Origin of the sequence: Oscillibacter sp. 1-3 (assembly GCF_000403435.2) — a bacterium.
Classification (GTDB): Bacteria; Bacillota; Clostridia; order Oscillospirales; family Oscillospiraceae; genus Oscillibacter.
Genome location: NZ_KE159708.1, coordinates 54,176 through 73,249 on the forward strand (window position 1 = coordinate 54,176; position 19,074 = coordinate 73,249).

Sequence of the window (19,074 nt, forward strand, 5' to 3'; positions counted from 1 at the left end):
GACGGAGAAATCCGCACAACAACAGGAGGTGGCGAACATGGCGCACAACACTAAGATTACGGCACTTTATGAGCGGTTAAGCCGCGACGATGAGTTACAAGGCCCCAGCAATTCCATTCTGAACCAGCAGGTATTTTTGGAGGACTTTTGCAAGCGGAACAGCTTCACCAATGTCCGCCATTTCACAGACGGTGGAGTGAGAGGCACGACCTTTGACCGGGACGGCTTCAAGGCCATGATTGCCGAGATGGAGGCCGGGAACGTGGCAACGATCATCGTCAAGGATATGAGCCGTTTCGGGCGGGACTATCTCAAGGTTGGCTTTTACACCGATGTCATGTTCAGAGACAAGGGTGTTCGGTTTATCGCCGTCAATAATGGTATCGACAGCGACAAGCAGGGAGATAACGATTTTACCCCGTTTTTGAACATTATGAGGAACACGAGGCATTTGGGAGGGGTAAACTGCTAATTTCTCTCCAATTCGACAAATCAGTGTGCAACAATCAAATATCGCTGCTGTTACAAAATGTTTTCGTCTGGCTGCTGATGCGGTCGGGCGCTTTTTTTGCCCGATCACACCAGCCCAACAAAGCGGTAGTAGATTTTAATGTCCTGGTGTCTTTACCCTGGCAAGCGAGAACATAGGCTTGACTTTTCTGCTGCTTTTAATTAAAATAAACTATGTATTGCTTCATGCGACTTCGTAATAATAATAGCTGGAGGTAGCCACATGAAAAAGCACATTTTAGTTGTCGATGACGACAGTATGAATTTGACCAGGACACAGATCATCCTTGGGAAGGAATATGATGTGCTCACGGCGGAATCAGGGATGGACGCGCTGATGAGGTTGAGGAACACGAAGGTAGACATGGTTCTTCTGGACATTGATATGCCGGAGATGAACGGCATTGAGACCTTTGAGCGCATGAAGGGTGTTGCCCCCGAGATCCCCGTGATCTTTTTGACGGCGTCGGGGCTGGAGGAGGATGTTGTCAGCGCCATCAAGCTGGGCGCGGTGAACTATCTTAAAAAACCCTACCGTCCCCAGGAGCTGCTAAAACGGATCTCCCAGGAGTTTGAGAAGCGATGAGGCCAGAGGAACAGACAAGCAGGCACCTTCTGCTGGCGGTCATTATTACGGTACTTAGCGGTATATTGAGTTTTGTCACATTGGTCATGTCATGGGAATTCTGGATGATTCTGCTGATAACAGCAGGATGTTTCAGCGTGTGGATTTTACACATTACGAAGCTTGGGTCGGATACGTTTTATGAGAATTTGTGCGCGGGAGTGATGCTGATCGAATTTTTTTTCTTCAGCGTACATGAATCCAGCCTTTATGATACACCAGCCATGGCCTGTATTCTTGTCCTTGCGCTATTTATGCTGAATAAGAAGTGGATATTGCATGCGGTAGCCGCCCTGTATGTGCTGGCGCTGCTGTACCACTGTTTGATCCTCCATACCATCTCAGCTCAAATGGGACTCCGGGACATCGTGCGCATAGGCCTTGGCGCTGTTGTGACCCTTGGCGGAACCGCGCTGGCGCGGTACTGGGTCAACCGGCGGAATGTGCAGCAGAAGTGGTATGAGCATATATTTGAAGAGCTGGAGACGGCGGGGAAGCAAAACGCCGTCTTTCTATCCAATGTATCCCATGAGCTTCGCACGCCGATCAATATGGTGATCGGCATCAGCGAGGTAGCCCTGGCGAAGGAGCTTTCCCCGGACATCCGCTCGGATATGTCGTCCATAAAGCTGGCGGGAAAGCGCCTGTCCAACCAGATTAACAATATGCTGGACTATACGGAGATCTTGGAAGGCACGCTGACCCCAGCCAAAAAAGAATATATGATCACCTCGGTGCTGAACGACGTGATCACAACGATTGCGCTGCAAACCAACCGGCAGCATTTGGAGTTGGTTTTTGATATCGATCCCAATGTGCCGGCAACCCTTGTCGGCGACGCGGAAAAGATTTCCCATGTACTCAAAATCCTGGTAGAAAATTCTATCAAGTTTACGGAAGAGGGCGGTGTGAATATCCGTATCAAGCACCGCCAGGAGAATTACGGCGCCAATCTGGTCATTGATATCTGTGACACCGGCATCGGCATGACCGATTCTCAGCTGACACAGATGTATGATGTCTTTTATCAGGCGGATACCGGAAGCAGCCGTCTTGCGGGAGGGCTCGGCCTTGGCCTCCCTATCGCGCAGGGACTTTTGACCGCCATGGGCGGTTTTATCCATTTCAACAGCGAGGAAAGGCAGGGACTGTCCGCCCATATCGTGATTCCCCAGGGGGTTGTGGATGAGCGGCCATGCATTGTGCTCAATCACCCGGAACAGCTGTGTATAGCCTGCTATTTCAGGCCGGAAAGATATGTCTGTGATGAGGTCCGGGGATATTACGACGGGCTGATCTATAATCTGATACATGGGCTTGGCATCAAAGGATACCAGGCGCATAATTTTGAGACTCTGCTCAAATTGCGGCGCAGCCACAAGCTGACCCATGTGTTCATTGCCCAGTCGGAGTATGATGAGAACCGGGAGTATTACGAGGAGCTGACGAATACGCTCCGTGTTATCGTGATCGCAGAGAAGGATTTCACGCTGAGCGCTGAAAGCCGTCTGCTTGTGATACATAAGCCGTTTTCCGCCCTTTCCGTGGCGAACCTTCTGAACGGTGAGATGGGGGAGCGCGGGTTCGCGGAGGACCAGGCCGCGGGCCGGAAGCCCTTTACCTGCGTTGGAGTTCGGGCCTTGGCGGTGGATGATGAAGAGATGAATCTCATGGTCGCAAAGGGAGTTTTGGGAAACTATGGGATCGAGGTGGACACCTGCCTGAGCGGAAAAGAGGCCATAGCCCAGTGCGGAACCACCGCCTACGACATCATCTTTCTGGATCATATGATGCCCGGCTTTGACGGCGTGGAGACGCTGAAGAGGATTCGGGAGCTTCGGAACGGAATGTACCAGGACCTGCCGGTGATCGCGCTGACCGCCAACACCGTCAGCGGCGCGAGGGAAATGTTCCGCAACGAGGGGTTCACTGAATTTGTCCCCAAACCAATCGAACGGATGGTGCTGGAGCGGGTGCTGCGGAAGGTTTTGCCCAAAAGCTGCATCCAGTACAGTGTAACGCCCGCAAACAGGGAAATGTCTGTGGAAGAACTTTCGGAAGCCGCGCGGAGCGTCCCGGCAGACAGCCCGGAGCAGCCCAGGCCGACTGAGCCTCCGGTGCGCCGGGCAGATGCCTCAGCGATCCCTTATGACCGGCTTGCCCAGTCCGGCGTCAACGTGGATGTGGGACTGGATTATTGTGCCGGGGACGAGGATTTTTATCAGGAAATGCTTCGGCTTTTCAGCGCCCAGGGCGAGGAAAAGCGGACGGAGATCGCCGCGTTATATGAGAGCGCCAACTGGACGGACTATGCCATCAAGGTCCACGCGCTGAAGAGCACGTCGCTGACCATCGGGGCGGAGGCGCTTTCCGCACAGGCAAAAGAGCTGGAGCTGGCGGGAAAGCGGGGCGATGTTGACTTTATCCGGGCACATCACCATGCGCTGCTGAGCGCGCATGAAGAACTCTGCGCGCAAATTACCGGGCTGTAGCTTTTTCCTTGTTTTCCTGGAAATATTACGATTTGAGGAGTGGGAAACCTCGTGATAAAAAAATGGTTTGAAATCATCACCGATCACAGGATCAGCCTGTACGAGCGTATGTTCCGCCTTGTCACGGGCATCTGCATGATTGCGCTGGTATTTACCATGCCCATGGGCCGAACGCTATGGAACATTCTTATCATGGTAGTGTACCTGATCGCCATGGCGTTGATTGTCAAATTCAGCATTCAAAAGAAATGTGTTCATACAGGGGCCACTATTATTGCGATACTACTTCTAACGCTTTTTCCCGTCTGCTTTTTTACAGCGGGCGGGTTTTACAGCGGAGTGCCGGAATGGTTTGTCTTTTGCTTTGTTTATGTCTGCATCACCCTGCAGGGGCGGCGCAGGAATGCGTTTTTTGTACTCTGTACGCTGGAAACTCTGGTATGCTACGGTATGGCTTTCTATCACCCGGAGCTGGTCGCTCAAAACGAGCAGCATCACGCCTTTTTCGACTCGGCGTTCTCTGTGATCATGGTCGGCCTGCTGACCTGTGTCCTGCTCATGTTCCTGAACAGGATGTATGAAGAGGAGAACGCCCTCACCCAGAAGCAAAAAAAAGAGATCGAGGAGCTGAACCGCGCGGAAAATCACTTCTTCTCCAGCATGAGCCATGAAATCCGCACGCCCATCAACACAATCATTGGGCTGAACGAGATTATTTTGCGGGAGAATACTTCCGAAGAGGTGGCGGAGAACGCCAGGAATATCCAAGGGGCCAGCAAACTGCTGCTCTCGCTGATCAATGACATCCTGGACATATCCAAGATCAAATCGGGGAAGATGGAAATCGTCAACGTCTCCTATGAGACAGGCGCTCTCTTTTCCGAGATCGTCAATATGATCTGGATCAAGGCAAAGGAAAAAGGGCTGGAGTTCAGGCTCCAGGTGGACTCATCCATCCCAAGTATGCTCTGCGGGGACGAGGTTCGTATCAAGCAGATTTTAATCAACCTGCTGAACAACGCGGTGAAGTATACCAGCGAAGGGTCTGTGACCCTCTCTGTCCGGTGCGAACGACAGGCGATTAACCGGGTGCGTGTCTGGTACTCCGTGGAGGATACCGGACAGGGCGTAAAAAAGGAGAACATCCCTTATATTTTTAACGCGTTCCGGCGGGTGGATGAAGAGCGGAACCGTTATATCGAGGGGACCGGGCTGGGCTTGAGCATCGTCCACCAACTGGTGGAGCTGATGGGCGGCGAGATCAGCGTGAACAGCGTCTATACGATAGGTTCAAAGTTTGTGGTCATGCTGGAGCAGGACATCGTTGACGACAGGGAGCTGGGAACGTTTACCCTTGCCTCCCGCACGAAGGTACACGAGAGTGAAACTTACCAGCAGAGCTTTGAGGCGCCGGATGCCCATATTCTTGTGGTGGACGATAACGATATGAATCTGCTGGTGGTAAAAAAGCTGCTTGCGGAGACGAAGATTCAGATCGATACAGCCTCCAGCGGCGCCGAATGCTTAAGCCTGACACAAAACTACCATTACGACTGCATCCTTATGGATCATTTGATGCCGGAGATGGATGGGATCGAATGCCTCCACGCACTGCGGGCACAGCCAACGGGATTATGTCAGAATGTCCCTGTGGTTGCTTTGACCGCCAACGCGGGCAGCGACAACCAGCTTCTCTACCGTAAAGAGGGATTCAGCGGATATCTTGCCAAGCCGGTCAGCGGCGCGCTGCTGGAGGCGGCTGTGCTGAGTATTCTTCCCAAGGAGCTGGTGCACCTGAATGAAAATGTCAGGCAGACGGATATTGAAAAAGATATCCTGATTTTTGAGCAGGCGCAAAGGCGCTCAGTGATGGTGACAACAGACAGTGTGTGCGATCTGCCGGAATCCTTCTTGAAGGAATATGACATTTCGGTTTGTCCCTACTATGTCTGCACAGATGAAGGGCGGTTCCTGGATGACCAGGAGATTGGGACGGATGAATTGCTGATGCATATTACGGAGGGCCGAAAGGGCGCTTCTCAGCCGCCTGATGTGGAGGATTACGAACGATTTTTTGCCCAGAAGCTGACGGAAGCGCAAAACGTCATTCACATTGCCATGGCAAAGCACGTCAGCAAGGGATACCAAAACGCTCTTGAGGCGGCAAAATCCTTTGAAAATGTTACGGTGGTCGACTCGGGGCATCTCTCCAGCAGCATGGGTCTTCTGGTATTGTGCGCAGCCCACATGGCAGAGCATCACGCGTCAAAGGAGGATATCGTGGAGTCTGTGAAACGAATGCGGCGGTTCATTTCTTCCGCGTTTATCATAGACACTACCCATATGATGTGCAGCTCCGGGCTGATATCCAAGAAGATACAGGTTCTCTGTGACGCGCTTCTGCTGCATCCGGTGCTTATGCTGAAAAAGAGTAAAATGGTAGTCAGGCGTGTGGAAATGGGCAGCTTTTCACACATGGCCAAAAGGTATATCAAGAAAACGCTGCAAGAATCCAGAAATATCGACCGCCGCATTCTGTTTATCACATATTCCGGGCTGGATAAGGAGAAGCTCCAGTACATCAAAAACTTAGTACAGCAATATTGTACATTTGAACGGGTCTACCTGCAAAAAGCGTCTTCCGCCATTGCCAGCAACTGCGGCCCCGGTTCCTTCGGCCTCCTATTTATGCGAAGGGACGACGTCACACACTCTTTTTTTGAGGTGCCCAACCAAAATGGAGTAGCCTAGAATTGTTTGCGTCCCGTTCCAGCATACCGCTTAAATAAGATTGGCAGCCATGTTCCCCAATATGCGCATCAAATGAAGGCGTGCCAGTCGTCTTATGGAATCTAGCGGTTTTCTATTCGATGATTGCTCCGATTGCCTCTTAGTGCCCTGCGACCTTGTTCGATTCATTATGAACAGCACGCCTTGATTATAAAATCAGGGTGTGCTGTTTTAGCTTTGTACATTTTCCTAAAATACCCTTGACAAAGTTTATCTGAGGATAATGTATCTGGAAAATTGAGGGATGAACGCTTTTGCAAAATGAGTGCAACTTACGAACAGGAACAGAAGGAATTGGAAGTTAGCACCAAAAAATTGCAGAGAGCAGTCGAGGTTTGGGAACAGTAGAAAGTCAACATCAAAAGTTTTTTGAAATTAGTCAAAAGCTATACCGAGCCGAACAGCTCACCCTGGAAATCCTGCGAATGTTCGTTGAGAAAGTCGTTGTCCATGCACCCGATAGGTCAAGCGGCCACCGCACCCAACAGATTGATATTCACTACAACTTTGTCGGACAGCTTGATATGTCCGTAGAAACGACCAAGGCCAGAAGAAGATCGAAAGCTGAAATGGATACACAGTTTTTGCCAAATCAGCAAAGTATTTAGTTCCTTATCAAAGTCAGCTTTTTTCCAAATTTATCAACCTGATGTAAAATATCCAACGCCATTTGTGCATCATCAACTTCTGGCGATTCTCCAGTTTCTTCCTTCTTCAGTTCGTCTAAATAATGAATTAGGCTGGCCATAATCGAACCAACTGCTGAAATCGACTCAACACGTATTTCTAGCATCAACTTCGCATTATTGTGGCCTTCAATTGCCAAATCATACTCAAATGTTTTTAAATTTGAAAAAATGCGACAACTTTTTGTCATATTCTCAAATTGGGAAATCAAATATAGTTGAGGGTTAAGTCCTTCAATTGGCTCATGTTTGGTGGGCTTCTGGTGCCCATCTAAAAACGGTTTCTTTTCCTGTCTCCGTATCAGTGCGTGTCTCAACAAGAAATGGTGGATCATTGTCTATAAGCACCGCACAACAGATGGGAAGTGCGAAAGTTTTTACATAGTCATTATCATTAAAGTGAGATTTTTCTCTAAGCTCTTTTAAACGATCTTCATAGTGGTTTTTAGACTTATCCTCTTGTCGAACAGGAATACATATTGAGTATCCATTGTAGAGCTGGGTAAAATACTGAAAATAAATTTCGTTCATATTTTTTACAAATATACCGGCATCTTCAAGAGACAAAATATCTATACTATGAATAACAGTATACTGTCTCAAATAAGCTTCAGCCAATTTAGGAATTAATATTGCTTCAGCAATAGCATAACAAAAATGTTTCCTTTGGAGAAAAACAGGGCGGATTTTGTAGTATCAAGCCGTCTTTTTAAAAATGCTTTTGCAGAATCCTCAATCCCACAGTCCTTGATTGGGACATCAAGGGACCATCCCTGGTTCGATGAACAGAAATAATTTGATTAATCGGGACAACTGCTACTAGGCCATGTTTGAAAAAAGTCAAAAGGCCCAAACGGTGGATCGTTATCCGCCACTCTGCGTTAATTTTTCTTGCCGGGCGTCAGCCCGCCTGCAAAAATTTGCCTTGATTGGCGAAAATATCTCTCGCCGTTGGGCATTCCGCCTTTTTTCAAACAAGGCCTAGTGTAGTTGAATGCGTTGTGATAATAACTTGAATGTCATAATCCGCAGCCTGCTGACTCAAATATTTCAGAAGTTTTATTTGCAATTGTGGGTGTAGCTGAGCTTCTAATTCTTCAACGAGCAGAATCCTTGGTGTTGTATACCTATCTTTCAGTCCTTCAAACTCTGCTAAGATGGTTGCAATATAGATAAGATTGTTATAACCTAACTATTTTCGGACAAGTTTCTAAAACTTTCGAGTTCAGTGCATCCGATACTTTTAGAAAATAGGATCTGGAGAGATTCGACAATTCGTTCAGAAGAAAGTTCATTAAACCGAATTCGAGTGCTTTGCCCAAATATCGTTCCAACAGCATTTTTTAAGCTGGAATTTATCAATTCGTTTGCTTGTTTAATGTATTCCTGTTCGGCAGCGGTTTGATTAAATTGCCCCACATCATCTTCCTGTGGCACTTTCTTGTGGTTCTTTCTCCGTTGGGCTAATTCATCCGCAGAAAGGTTGGTAATGAATCTTGAGAGCCAAGAACCGCGGCTAGACCTTAAACTGCGTTCAGCATTCCGAAGAGCTGGAAGATATACACACTGAATATCCTCCAATGGCTCCCAGTCAAATATGCTGTTGCAAGAACTGCCTCCCCATCTTTTGGGCTTGAATAACCTCCTTGAATCCGCATTATACTGATATTCCACGTTTAATTTTGCATTAAATTAAGGCGTTAACCATGTTAGATACTCAATCCTCTGCGTATCGTCCAAATCGGAAAAGATAGCCGAAACAGAGATTGGCAATGTTGGCAAAGCGCCTCCACTATACTCTTGATAGAAAGCTTCTTCACGGAGCCCTCTGTGAAAAAACTCAGATTTATTTAGCAAAATCCGAATAGCGTCAACTATGCTACTCTTTCCACACCCATTTTCTCCAACAAGCAGGTTTAACCCACGATATAATTCAACTGTCGCTGGATCTTTGAACAAGCGAAATCCCTTTACCTGCAATTCTGAAAAAACATTAGAGGGATCCCTCCTGACTTAGAAAAGATTATCTATGGTTCAAATTAAATTCCATTTTGCCACAATTTTCCCACCTTCGTCTACCACAACTTTATCAATGCAACTAACAATCTCGCTGAGCGGAACATCTTCACTATTGGCAGAAAGAAGTTTACGGAACTTGGAGTATTGCTTTTCATAGGCGGTCTTGTTCTCTGTAGCTTGAATAAGAGCCTCTTTTGCAAGATTTGCAATGTTTTGTACTGCACGAAATTCTTCTTTGCTGATTTCTCCCTGCACATACTTCTTATAGTGCTCCATTGCGTTGATCCATGCCGTTGTCTTGCGCTGTGTAAGATTAGCAATTTGTCCTGTATACTCTTGAATTTTCTGCTTATATTCCGAATTTGTAATATAGTTTTCGTTCACACAGACCTTTAACTGACGATAGATGGCCTTGAAAACATCTTCCTCTCAGGCATACATCCCAGTAGATTTATCAGCTCCCAAGCGATTCTTGGTGATGCAGGTAAAAAAGTGCCAATCGGCATGGCCGGTGCCGCGCTTGCGCTGCATCTTTCCGCCGCAGCACCCACATATCACCTTGCTCTTTAGAATATTATCTGCTGACTGTCCCTGCGGAACCACATTGTATGCTTTGGCTTGGAATACTTTTTGAATGGCATCAAATTTGGCGGAATCAATCAGTGGTCATGGGTGGCCTTCACTGCCTGCTTTTCCTTCCCTTGCACCAGCATCCCCATGTATGTGCGATTGGTAAACATCGCTTGACAAGGGCAAACACACCAGAGTATAAAGTGCTGGGGGTAAAAAATCAGATTTTTCACTCAAATGAAACGCGCTCGCCGGTGGTGTGGACCTGGGAGAGAATGATGTCGGCCACCTGCCGCCGGTCCTCAAAGTCGATATTGTCCCAGTTGCCCAGGTGGGCGGAGAGAAACTCGATCTTTTGCGTGGAGACTGGTTCAGCGTTCAGCGCGCCGATCTCCTTAATGAGCCTCTGCCGGTTGGCGTCCAGCTCCTCAATCTTCCCGTTGGCGTAGGACATCAAAAGCGCGCTGGCCCCGGTCAGGGTGTTCAGCAGCTTTTCAATCTCGTCCTCCACCTAGGCCAGCTCCACATTTAAGGCCGTCAGCTTGGGGGGTGACTGTCTCGGCCTTGGCGGTCAGCGTTTGGAATTTGGAGAGCTTCTGCACCATAGCCTCATAGACGAACTGCTCAAACTCCGCCGTCCGGAGCGTTCCGCAGCCCTCACAGCTCATGTTGTCCGCCCGCTTGGTACAATAGAGGTATTGGGTTCCTCTCCGGTTGCCCATGCTTTTCAGTGCCCGCCCACAGTGGTCGCACTTCATCTTTCCGACCAGCCAGGTATTTTTCGGCTTGCGTCCGCCCTGGAACGTGATATTTGCCATCAGCTTTTTCCGGCACTGCAGCCAGGTATCAGCGGAAACAATGCCCTCGCTGGGGGCCAGCACAAGGATTTGATTTTTCAAGTCCTTGTTTTTTCCTTCCTGCACGTCCCGGCCCTGGTAGAGATAGCAGCCGTTGGTCTCGGTGAAGTCCGCCGCCTCATTCACGACTACAGCCTCCTGGCCCTTGAAGAACTCGTACAGCTCCAGGTCGGCCTGGGCATAAATGGGATTGCGGAACATTTGAGAAATGAAGCCCCGGCTCAGCTCCTCATACACCAGGATGCCCTCCTGGGCAAAGGACCGGGCGATGTCCCCAAACGACGTAGAGGGCTCGGCGTACATCTCAAACATCAGCCGGGCGATATTCGCCGTGTCGGGGTCCGGGATCATCATTTTCGTGCGGATGCCCTGGATGGTGGTGGGCTCCAGCTCGAAGCCGTAGAGGGCCGCTCCGCTCATGTGGAAGCCTCTCTGACACTGGGAATAGTAGGCGTCGGTCACGCGCTTCTGGATTGTCTCGCGCTCCAACTGGGCGAACACGATGCAGATATTCAGAATCGCCCGGCCCATGGGCGTGGAGGTATCAAACTTTTCCGTGGAGGAGATAAACTCCACATTGAACTGCTGGAACAGCTCCATCATGGTTGCGAAGTCCAGAATGGAACGGCTGATACGGTCCAGCTTGTAGACTACTACCCGGCGGATCAGGCCCTGCTTAATGTCGGCCATCAACTCCTGGAAGCGGGGGCGGTCCGTGTTCTTGCCGGAAAAGCCCTTGTCCTTGTAGTCCTTGTAATTCCCTCCCCGCAGCTCGTACTTGCAGAACTCGATCTGGCTCTCAATGCTGATACTGTCCCTGCGGTCCACAGACTGCCTTGCGTAGATAGCGTCAATGCGATTTTCCATTGTCGGCTCCTTTCCTGTCAGGAAATGGAGCTGTCAACCGTTACAGGTATATTATACCAAAAGCAGCCCCAAATCACCAGGATGCTGCCGGTCAGTGCATCTCCGCCCGGCCCGGCGCGTACTTGCGGAACACGGTGTAAAGCCCCGCCTCGATCTCCCGCTTGCGCTTGTCCCGCACCTTGGGGGCGAGGATGGGGGTCAGGTTTTCCACGGTGATGGTCCGGCCCTGGAAAGAGGCCGTTTTGACTTCCTTATGGTAGCTGGTCCTTGTCTGTGCCATGATCTGCCCTCCTATGTAAACGGGGTCCCTATGCGTACATGTTTCCCGCTGGATGGTGGGGAAGCGCAGAAAGGCAGCACCCGGAAGTGCTGCCTTACAACTTTGCTCCACCTCTGGACAAATGTCCGGATGCTAGGCTTACTAACGTCCGGGCATTTGTGTTATGTTCAGATGTAAGCGGCGGGATAACCGGCTTCCTGCACCGCCATGCCGGAGCGCCGTCCCGCTGCACAGCCCGGGAACGCGGCGGAAGTTCCGCCGCCGCCCACAGCGGCCAACGGCCGCTTACCTGCGGCACCCCTCACAGGAACCGCAGTCGGGAAAATCCTTCGGACTGCAGGGGAGTCCCTGCCGCTCATAGTAGTCCTTCACCGCCGCCCGGATGGCCTCCTCCGCCAGGACGGAACAGTGGAGCTTGTGGGCGGGCAGACCGTCCAGAGCCTCGGCGACAGCTTTGTTTGTCAGCTGTAATACCTGCTCCAGAGGCTTTCCCTTGACCAGTTCAGTGGCCATGGAGCTGGAGGCAATGGCGGAGCCGCAGCCGAACGTCTCAAACTTCACATCAGCCACAATACCATCTTCAATTTTGAGATAGATCTTCATGATGTCTCCGCAGACAGCGTTACCCACCTCGCCCACGCCGTCCGCGTCCTCAATCACACCCACGTTCCGGGGATTCCGGAAATGGTCCATCACCTTTTCACTGTAAAGCGCCATAACAAATTCCTCCTCACAGGACAAATTCTCTCTTCCCGCTGATTTTATCCTTCCACAGCGGGGACATATTCCGCAGATACGCCACGATCTCCGGGACAGCCTTCAAAATCGCCGCCGCATCGGCTTCCGAGTTTTCCTCGCAGAGGGACAGCCGCAGGGAGCCGTGGGCCACTTCGTGGGGGCGCCCAATGGCCAGCAGCACGTGGCTGGGGTCCAGGGAGCCGGAGGTGCAGGCCGATCCGGAGGATGCGCAGATGCCCCTGTCATCCAGCAGCAGAAGCAGGCTCTCCCCCTCAACGCCCTCAAAGCAGAAGCTGACATTGCCCGGAAGCCGGTTCACCGGGTCGCCGTTCAGGGCGGAGTGCGGAATCTGAGATAGCCCCGCAATCAGCCGCTCACGCAGGGCGGAGACCTTAAAGGCATTCTCCTCCATATGAGCGCAGGTCTCCTCCAGCGCCGCCGCCATGCCCGCGGCCGCGGCGACATTCTCCGTTCCCGCCCGTCTGCCCCGCTCCTGGGCCCCGCCCTCAATGAGGCGGGTCAGCGGCACTCCCTGCCGGGCATACAGCACGCCGGCCCCCTTGGGACCATGGAATTTGTGGGCGGAAAGGGACAGCATATCAATATTTTGCGTCTTTACATCGACGGGCAGGTGGCCCGCCGCCTGCACCGCGTCCGTGTGGAAGAGGACCCCTCGCTCCCGGCAGACCGCACCGATTTCCGAAACGGGCAGGATGGAGCCGATTTCATTGTTGGCATACATGACGGTGACCAGGGCGGTATCCGTCCGAATGGCGTCCGCCACCTGTTGGGCTGTGACGGTTCCCAATTTGCCCACAGGCAGAAGCTCTATCTCAAAGCCCTCATCCTCCAGCTTTTTCAGCGTGTGCAGCACGGCATGATGCTCAAAGGCGGTGGAGATGATATGCCGTTTTCCCTTCCGCGCCCCCAGAAGGGCGGCAGAGCGGATGGCCTGGTTGTCCGCCTCGCTTCCCCCGGAGGTAAAGGTAATCTCTTTGGGGGAGGCGCCGATGCAGGCTGCAATCCGCTCTCTGGCGCTTTGCAGCGTCTCAGACGCCCTCTGCCCCAGTCCGTACAGGCTGGAGGGATTGCCCCAGCTCTCCTCCATGCAGTTCAGCATGGCGCTGATCGCGGCGGCACTCATTTTTGTTGTGGCCGCATTATCTGCGTAAATCATAGAAAAATCCTTTCCAAACGACAGCACGCCGGCGTTTTTACCGGCGTGCTCGCTCCATACTCAGTCCGCGAAAAGCGGTGTGGACAGATAGCGGTCGCCGGTGTCCGGGAGCAGGACCACAATGGTTTTCCCCGCGTTCCCGGGCCGCCTGGCTAGTTCAATGGCCGCGTGAAGCGCGGCGCCGGAGGAGATGCCCGCCAAAACGCCCTCCTTGCGGCCGATCAGCCGCCCGGCGGAAAAGGCGTCCTCGCTGGACACGGGGAGGATCTCGTCGTAAACGGCGGTATCCAGCACCTCGGGGACAAAGCCCGCGCCAATTCCCTGAATTTTATGCGGCCCGGAGCGGCCCTCGCTGAGGACAGGGGAGTCCTGAGGCTCCACCGCCACGATCTTCACCGCTGGATTTTGTTCCTTCAGATACTGTCCCACGCCGGTGATGGTCCCGCCGGTGCCCACGCCCGCCACGAAAATATCCACCTCTCCGCCGGTGTCCGCCCAGATCTCCGGGCCGGTGGAGGCTCTGTGGGCAGCGGGATTGGCGGGGTTGACGAATTGGCCGGGAATGAAGCTGTCCGGGATCTCCTTGGCCAGCTCCTCCGCCTTGGCGATGGCCCCCTTCATCCCCTGGCTCCCCTCGGTCAGCACCAGCTCCGCGCCGTAGGCCTTCATCAGCTGGCGGCGCTCCACGCTCATGGTCTCCGGCATGGTGATGATGATGCGGTAGCCCCTGGCAGCCGCCACGGAGGCCAGGCCGATGCCGGTGTTGCCGGAGGTGGGCTCAATGATGGTGGAGTGGGGTTTCAGCCTGCCGCCGGCCTCAGCCTCGTCGATCATCGCCCTGGCGATGCGGTCCTTTACCGATCCGGCGGGATTGAAATACTCCAGCTTTGCAAGAATGCGGGCCTTTACCCCGGTCTCTTTTTCAATGTGCGTCAGCTCCAGCAGGGGCGTCCTGCCGATGAGCTGGTCGGCGGATGTGTAGATGTTGGACATAATAAAATTCCTCCTGTTATTTCTGCGCTGTGGCCGCAAACCCCTTCTCCAGATCGGCGATGATGTCGTCAATATGCTCCGTGCCGATGGAAAGCCGGATGGTGTTGGGCTTGATCCCCTGGTCCAGCAGCTCCTCGGGGGAGAGTTGGGCGTGGGTGGTGGTGGCGGGATGAATCACCAGGGATTTTACGTCCGCTACGTTGGCCAGCAGGGAGAAGATCTCCAGATTGTCAATGAACTTGTGGGCTTCCGCCTGCCCTCCCTTGATCTCGAAGGTGAAAATGGAAGCGCCGCCGTTGGGGAAATACCTCTCATACAGGGCATGGTCGGGATGACCGGGCAGGGAGGGGTGGTTGACCTTCTCCACCTGGGGATGGGCAGCCAGAAATTCCACTACCCTTTTTGTGTTCTCAGCGTGGCGCTCCAGCCGCAGGGACAGTGTCTCCACCCCCTGGAGGAGCAAAAAGGCGTTGAAGGGGGAGATAGCCGCCCCGGTGTCCCGCAGGAGAATGGCGCGGACGCAGGTGACAAAGGCGGCGGGGCCGGCGGCGTCCGCAAAGCTGACCCCGTGGTAGCTGGGGTTGGGCGCGGCAATGGGGGCATATTTTCCCGAGGCCTTCCAGTCAAAGCTTCCGCCGTCCACGATGATGCCGCCCAAAGTGGTGCCGTGGCCCCCGATAAATTTGGTGGCGGAATGGACCACGATGTCCGCCCCGTGCTCAATGGGGCGAATCAGATAAGGGGTGGCGAACGTATTGTCGATGACCAGGGGCAGCCCGTGGGCATGGGCGATCTTTGCAATCGCGTCAATGTCCGGTATATCGCTGTTGGGGTTGCCCAGGGTCTCCAGATAGACGGCTTTGGTATTGGGCTGAATGGCGGCGGTCACCTGAGCCAGGTCGTGGGCGTCCACAAAGGTGGTCTGGATACCGTACTGGGGCAGGGTGTGGGCCAGCAGGTTGTAGCTGCCGCCGTAGATGGTCTTTTGGGCCACGATATGGTCCCCCGCCTGCGCCAGAGCCTGTATGGCATAGGTGATGGCCGCCGCGCCGGAGGCAACGGCCAGCGCCGCCGCGCCGCCCTCCAGGGCGGCGATCCGCTTTTCCAGCACATCCTGGGTGGAATTGGTCAGCCGTCCATAGATATTGCCGGCGTCCGCCAAGCCAAAGCGGGCGGCGGCGTGGGCGGAGTCCCGAAAGACATAGGAGGTGGTCTGATAGATCGGAACCGCCCGGGCATCGGTGGCGGGATCGGGCCGCTCCTGCCCAACATGGAGCTGTAAGGTCTCAAATCTGTATGTACTCATGGGAGAAATCCCCTTTCAGTGAAGGTAGCTCCATCATATCCCAATAAACCTACTTTGTCAATAGGTATATTTCGATGACTTAGAAAATGTACCGGCAGGCCGCCGCCTTCTCTCTCTGCAGACATTCCTGTTCCGGTGCGTATCTCTCTTTGCGGCAAAACCGTTTTTAGGACCTGTTTACATAAGCCCAAACGCACGGCCTTCGGCCATGTGGACTCCAAAGACCGACGTTATTTTCCAGTGCGCGCCGGCACTGAATTTGTCAAATCCCTTGTACCCGCTTCCGCCTTTTGATATAATGACAGCAATCTTCAAAAATCAGGAGGCGCGCATATGAAGACCATCGGACTGATCGGCGGAATGAGCTGGGAGAGTACCATTTCCTATTACAAAATCATCAACGAGGCTGTCAAAGCCAGGCTTGGCGGACTGCATTCTGCAAAGATTATCCTTTACAGTGTGGAATTTGACGAGATCGAGCGGTGCCAGTCCAGCGGCGACTGGGAGAAGAGCGGCAGCATCCTGGGCGGGGCCGCTCAGGCCCTGGAGGCCGCCGGTGCGGACTTCCTTCTGATCTGCACAAATACCATGCACAAGGTGGCGCCCCAGATCGCCTCCATGGTCCGGATTCCCATCGTACATATTGCGGACGCCACCGCCGGCGAGCTTGAAAAATCCCATATCCGGCGGGTGGGACTGCTGGGGACCAAATACACGATGACCCAGGATTTTTATAAGCAGAAGCTGACCGACAGAGGCATTGATGTCCTCATCCCGGATGAGGCGGACATTGAGCTGGTCAACGACGTGATCTTTCACGAGCTCTGTGTGGGCGAGATCAACGACGCCTCCCGGGAGCAGTTCCGGCGCATCATCGGCGGTCTGGGGGAAAAGGGCGCGGAGGGCGTCATTCTCGGCTGTACGGAGATCGGGCTTCTCATTCATCAGGCGGATTCTCCCCTGCCCGTCTTTGACACAACCCTGATTCACGCCGGCCGCGCGGCCGAGATAGCGCTGGACGGCTGATTTCATATCCGGCGGCCCGGCAGCTTGGACCGCCGTCCTGCCGCAATGGCTCTAAACAATTTTCTGCGAGGTGGATTACCGTGAAAAAAACTTTCCGCGCTCTGCGACTGGGAGCGATTCTGCTGGCCGCCTGCCTGACGCTGACACTCCCGGCCCAGGCGGCCGCCCGCTACCCGGAAAAAGAGCACCTGCCGGTGGACTTCGCCGACATGGAGTACACCGGATACGACGGTGCCGCCCTGCGGTCCGCCCTGTCCGCTCTGGAACAGATTGCCGCCTCCCCCGCCGCCCAAACGGAGGACGCAGAGATCCGGGCGGCGCTGGAGGCGCTGTATGGCCGGATTCTCTCAGAGGTGGACCAGCTGTCCACCCAGTCTGCCCTGATCGGCATCCGCTACGACGCCAACGGGGCGGACCAGGAGGCTGCGGACGAGTCCGCCGCCCTCTCCCAGTTGTCCGTCCAGCTCTTCGACGAGTGCTACCGGACATTGGGCCTGCTGGCGGACACCCCCTACCGGGATATTCTGGAGCGGGACGCGGGGCCGGAAATCCTGGACGAGCTCCGGAACTATCAGGCCCTGACGGCCCGGGAGGCCGCACTTTATGAGGAGGAGGAGCGGCTGGTACAGGCCTACGACCAGGCGATGGCCCAGCCGGTCCAGGCCGTCCGGGAGGGGCAGGTGTGGACGGAGGAATCCCTTGCCCAGGACCGGGAGCTGGACGACGAGACCTGGTGGGAGATCAGCGCCCAGCTGGAGCGGGAGCGGAACCGGGCCGCCGGAGAGATCTTCCTCCAGCTGGTGCGGGTGCGGACGGAGATTGCAAAGGAGAACGGCTATGACAGCTACGCCGACTACGCCTACCGGGAGAGCTACGGCCGGGACTACACCACAGAGGACATCGAGGCCGTCCGCCGGGCGGCGAAGCGGTACTGGGTCCCCCTGGAAGCCAGGCTGATGGACGCCCTCTCCCAGCGGGACCTGCGGGCCCTGGACGTGCGGACCCGGGCCTACGGAGACGACATCCTGGACGCCGTTGAGCCCTACATGGCGCGTATCGACCCGGAGCTGGCGGAGACCTTTGCCTTTATGCGGCAATACCACCTCTACGACATCGCCCCCAGCGACAGCAAGCTGCCCGTGGGCTACACTGTGGGCCTCCCGGCTTACGGAACCGCCTTTATCTTTGACGATCCCTACGGGGACCACCAGGATTACAGCACTGTCATTCACGAGTTCGGCCACTTCAACGAGACCTTTCACAGCGCGGAGCATGACCTGTGGTCCTCCTTCCACATCGACGTGGGGGAGATCCACTCCCAGGGGCTGGAGGTGCTGTTCACCGCCTATGCCGGCGAGATGTTCGGTCCGGAGGGCGGCAGGGCCTTTTACTGGGCCACCATCTCCAACATGGTCAGCTCCGTGCTGGAGGGCTGCATGTACGACGAATTTCAGACGGCGGTGTACGAGGACCCGGATATGACCCTGGAGGAGGTCAACCGCCTCTTCAAGGACATCTCGGAGGAGTACGGCTACTCCTACGAGGGAGACGGGGAGGAGAGCTATTTTTGGGTGGAGATCACTCACAACTTTCAGAGCCCCATGTACTACATCAGTTACGCCACCTCCGCCCTGTCCGCCCTGGATCTGTGGCTCATATCCCTGGAGGACTGGGACACGGCGGTGGACATCTATCTGGACCTTGCGGCCATGGGCTTGTCCCAGCCCTACCGGGAGACCGTGGAGGCCGTGGGCCTGCGGGACATCTTCCATGAGAGGACCATGCGGCTTCTGGCGGACGGCATCCAGGACCGTCTGTCGGAGGAGACCGGGGAGCGCGGCAGCTGGGAGCTTCCCGTTGTTCTTCTGGGCGCCGGCTTTGGCGGCGCGGTCATCCTGATCGCGGCGGGAGCTCTGCTGGTCTGCCGGAGACGGCGGCGGGCGGCGGCCCTGGCCCAGGCGGCGGAGACGCCCTGGGAACTGCCGTGAGGCACGGAGCTGTGGAAAATGCACAACACTTGCTCTTGTATACTTTGTATAAAAACGCCTTTGAAATCGCTCTGAAAATAGAATATACTACAAACATCAATGGCGGCCGCCATCTCAGCCGCCGCGATATTTGATACATTCTATTATTGG

18 protein-coding genes and 2 pseudogenes are annotated in these 19,074 nt (G+C 54.1%); 7 read left to right on the top strand and 13 right to left on the bottom strand.

Annotated elements, in window-relative coordinates; all coding sequences use genetic code 11:
* Positions 1-37: 37 nt before the first annotated feature.
* The 5 genes and pseudogenes from C816_RS25620 to C816_RS22710 all read left to right on the top strand — a co-directional run.
* A pseudogene (locus tag C816_RS25620) lies at positions 38-436 on the top strand (recombinase family protein); the annotation flags it as partial.
* A gap of 297 nt (positions 437-733) precedes the next feature.
* Positions 734-1,096: a response regulator gene (locus tag C816_RS10665; protein WP_016322398.1), complete on the top strand. Its 363-nt coding sequence runs from the start codon at positions 734-736 to the stop codon at positions 1,094-1,096.
* 293 nt (positions 1,097-1,389) lie between these two features.
* Positions 1,390-3,627, top strand: coding sequence for a hybrid sensor histidine kinase/response regulator (locus C816_RS10670; protein ID WP_242832185.1), 2,238 nt, complete (start codon positions 1,390-1,392; stop codon positions 3,625-3,627).
* A gap of 51 nt (positions 3,628-3,678) precedes the next feature.
* A complete protein-coding gene (locus C816_RS10675; protein ID WP_016322400.1) occupies positions 3,679-6,378 on the top strand; it encodes a DegV family protein in 2,700 nt (899 codons plus the stop codon).
* 374 nt (positions 6,379-6,752) lie between these two features.
* Positions 6,753-7,025: a DUF4368 domain-containing protein gene (locus C816_RS22710; RefSeq protein ID WP_196803633.1), complete on the top strand. Its 273-nt coding sequence runs from the start codon at positions 6,753-6,755 to the stop codon at positions 7,023-7,025.
* On the opposite strand, the gene C816_RS23670 is transcribed toward C816_RS22710, so the two are convergent.
* From C816_RS23670 to C816_RS10725, 13 genes and pseudogenes are all read right to left on the bottom strand, one after another.
* Positions 7,022-7,294 carry a hypothetical protein gene (locus tag C816_RS23670; RefSeq protein WP_207636920.1) on the bottom strand — a complete coding sequence of 91 codons (273 nt, stop codon included), beginning with the start codon at positions 7,292-7,294 and terminating at the stop codon, positions 7,022-7,024. The genes C816_RS22710 and C816_RS23670 overlap by 4 nt on opposite strands.
* Before the next feature lie 52 nt (positions 7,295-7,346).
* On the bottom strand, positions 7,347-7,721 hold the full coding sequence (locus tag C816_RS23675) for a hypothetical protein (protein WP_207636921.1): 375 nt from the start codon (positions 7,719-7,721) through the stop codon (positions 7,347-7,349).
* A 352-nt stretch (positions 7,722-8,073) separates the two neighbouring features.
* Positions 8,074-8,277, bottom strand: coding sequence for an AAA family ATPase (locus tag C816_RS25625; protein ID WP_081646329.1), 204 nt, complete (start codon positions 8,275-8,277; stop codon positions 8,074-8,076).
* Positions 8,278-8,291: 14 nt separating this feature from the next.
* Positions 8,292-8,684 carry a hypothetical protein gene (locus C816_RS23680; protein WP_155978994.1) on the bottom strand — a complete coding sequence of 131 codons (393 nt, stop codon included), beginning with the start codon at positions 8,682-8,684 and terminating at the stop codon, positions 8,292-8,294.
* Positions 8,685-8,795: 111 nt separating this feature from the next.
* Positions 8,796-9,083 carry an AAA family ATPase gene (locus tag C816_RS25630; RefSeq protein ID WP_081646330.1) on the bottom strand — a complete coding sequence of 96 codons (288 nt, stop codon included), beginning with the start codon at positions 9,081-9,083 and terminating at the stop codon, positions 8,796-8,798.
* Positions 9,084-9,137: 54 nt separating this feature from the next.
* Entirely contained in the window at positions 9,138-9,506 is a 369-nt protein-coding gene (locus C816_RS21825; RefSeq protein ID WP_016322401.1) for a hypothetical protein, read from the bottom strand.
* A gap of 45 nt (positions 9,507-9,551) precedes the next feature.
* Positions 9,552-9,725 (bottom strand): recombinase zinc beta ribbon domain-containing protein, encoded by a 174-nt coding sequence (locus C816_RS25635; protein ID WP_196803635.1) that lies wholly within the window; start codon positions 9,723-9,725, stop codon positions 9,552-9,554.
* A 196-nt stretch (positions 9,726-9,921) separates the two neighbouring features.
* A pseudogene (locus C816_RS10700) lies at positions 9,922-11,416 on the bottom strand (recombinase family protein).
* Positions 11,417-11,507: 91 nt separating this feature from the next.
* Entirely contained in the window at positions 11,508-11,696 is a 189-nt protein-coding gene (locus C816_RS10705; protein WP_016322404.1) for a hypothetical protein, read from the bottom strand.
* Positions 11,697-11,981: 285 nt separating this feature from the next.
* Entirely contained in the window at positions 11,982-12,413 is a 432-nt protein-coding gene (gene nifU / locus C816_RS10710) for a Fe-S cluster assembly scaffold protein NifU (RefSeq protein WP_016322405.1), read from the bottom strand.
* A 13-nt stretch (positions 12,414-12,426) separates the two neighbouring features.
* Positions 12,427-13,611 (bottom strand): cysteine desulfurase family protein, encoded by a 1,185-nt coding sequence (locus C816_RS10715; protein ID WP_016322406.1) that lies wholly within the window; start codon positions 13,609-13,611, stop codon positions 12,427-12,429.
* A 60-nt stretch (positions 13,612-13,671) separates the two neighbouring features.
* Positions 13,672-14,604 (bottom strand): cysteine synthase A, encoded by a 933-nt coding sequence (gene cysK / locus C816_RS10720; protein WP_016322407.1) that lies wholly within the window; start codon positions 14,602-14,604, stop codon positions 13,672-13,674.
* Positions 14,605-14,620: 16 nt separating this feature from the next.
* Positions 14,621-15,910 carry an O-acetylhomoserine aminocarboxypropyltransferase/cysteine synthase family protein gene (locus tag C816_RS10725; protein WP_016322408.1) on the bottom strand — a complete coding sequence of 430 codons (1,290 nt, stop codon included), beginning with the start codon at positions 15,908-15,910 and terminating at the stop codon, positions 14,621-14,623.
* 333 nt (positions 15,911-16,243) lie between these two features.
* Between C816_RS10725 and C816_RS10730 the strand changes: the two genes are divergently transcribed.
* The gene (locus tag C816_RS10730; RefSeq protein ID WP_016322409.1) at positions 16,244-16,936 is read left to right on the top strand and encodes an aspartate/glutamate racemase family protein; all 693 of its coding nucleotides are present in this window, start codon (positions 16,244-16,246) and stop codon (positions 16,934-16,936) included.
* 80 nt (positions 16,937-17,016) lie between these two features.
* Positions 17,017-18,924, top strand: a complete 1,908-nt coding sequence (locus C816_RS10735) for a M3 family metallopeptidase (RefSeq protein WP_016322410.1) — start codon at positions 17,017-17,019, stop codon at positions 18,922-18,924.
* Positions 18,925-19,074: the final 150 nt, after the last annotated feature.

What these genes read in the sequence shown, in the direction of transcription:
- C816_RS10705 (WP_016322404.1), bottom strand. Translation starts at nt 11,696, where the DNA reads ATGGCACAGACAAGGACCAGCTACCATAAGGAAGTCAAAACGGCCTCT.
- C816_RS10715 (WP_016322406.1), bottom strand. Translation starts at nt 13,611, where the DNA reads ATGATTTACGCAGATAATGCGGCCACAACAAAAATGAGTGCCGCCGCG.
- C816_RS10730 (WP_016322409.1), top strand. Translation starts at nt 16,244, where the DNA reads ATGAAGACCATCGGACTGATCGGCGGAATGAGCTGGGAGAGTACCATT.
- C816_RS10670 (WP_242832185.1), top strand. Translation starts at nt 1,390, where the DNA reads ATGCTGAATAAGAAGTGGATATTGCATGCGGTAGCCGCCCTGTATGTG.
- C816_RS10665 (WP_016322398.1), top strand. Translation starts at nt 734, where the DNA reads ATGAAAAAGCACATTTTAGTTGTCGATGACGACAGTATGAATTTGACC.
- C816_RS23670 (WP_207636920.1), bottom strand. Translation starts at nt 7,294, where the DNA reads ATGACAAAAAGTTGTCGCATTTTTTCAAATTTAAAAACATTTGAGTAT.
- cysK (WP_016322407.1), bottom strand. Translation starts at nt 14,604, where the DNA reads ATGTCCAACATCTACACATCCGCCGACCAGCTCATCGGCAGGACGCCC.
- nifU (WP_016322405.1), bottom strand. Translation starts at nt 12,413, where the DNA reads ATGGCGCTTTACAGTGAAAAGGTGATGGACCATTTCCGGAATCCCCGG.
- C816_RS10725 (WP_016322408.1), bottom strand. Translation starts at nt 15,910, where the DNA reads ATGAGTACATACAGATTTGAGACCTTACAGCTCCATGTTGGGCAGGAG.